General features: G+C 60.7%; 2 protein-coding genes. Both read right to left on the bottom strand.

Features of this window, described 5'->3' with window-relative positions; genetic code table 11:
- A partial coding sequence (locus QWI20_RS27440; protein WP_369308099.1) for a cell wall hydrolase occupies nt 1-213 on the bottom strand: 213 nt, incomplete at its 3' end.
- A 45-nt stretch (nt 214-258) separates the two neighbouring features.
- On the bottom strand, nt 259-619 hold a 361-nt coding region (locus QWI20_RS27435), incomplete at its 5' end, for a tail fiber assembly protein (RefSeq protein ID WP_369308098.1).

The raw sequence follows: 619 nt of genomic DNA, 5'->3' as shown, positions 1-619 counted from the left end.
ATAGTTCGGGTCGTTGCGGTTCCAGCAGCTGAACTGGTACGGCTTCTGGCACACGCCCGCGTAGCCCTCGCCCCACCAGGATTTATCCTTGCCGTCGTCCACGCGATTGCGAATCGTCCAGGCCACAGCCACCAGCCCGGCCAGTCCCTCGCCGCGTGCTTCGCCCCACAGCGTGCGCGCGAGTACGTCGCGATCTTTATCGGTTACGGTCATCACTTTTCTCCAGACGAAAAAAAACCGCTCAAGGCGGTCGGGGCGTTAGGCGGGCTGTTCAGGCCATGGCGGGGACGTCAGCGTCAGGTCGATGCGGTTAACCGCTATCCGGTACTGCTTCCACTTTTTTAGCAGGCCGGTTTCTTCAGCGGTAGCTTCGTCGAGATCCACTGCATCCTGAAGCGGCCCGATGGCGAGCGTCGCCGTCGCCAGCGCCGTGTCACGAAGGTTGGTGTTCTTCTTCAGAATGTCTTCCGCCGAAGGCACGAGTTCGGGCGCCTGCTCAATTGGCTCTAAAGTGAAGACCCCTTTTTTGCATTTGGTGCCGGTGGTTACCGGAAGCCCGTCAGGAATTAGCACCGCCTCCTGACCCTCGGACGGGGTCCAGTTCTCGGTGTCTCCGTCC

This window comes from Pseudomonas sp. W2-17 (genome assembly GCF_041060445.1).
Lineage (GTDB): Bacteria > Pseudomonadota > Gammaproteobacteria > Pseudomonadales > Pseudomonadaceae > Aquipseudomonas.
Note: the sequence above shows the minus strand (reverse complement) of the source record. Positions and strands in the feature narration are given on the sequence as shown.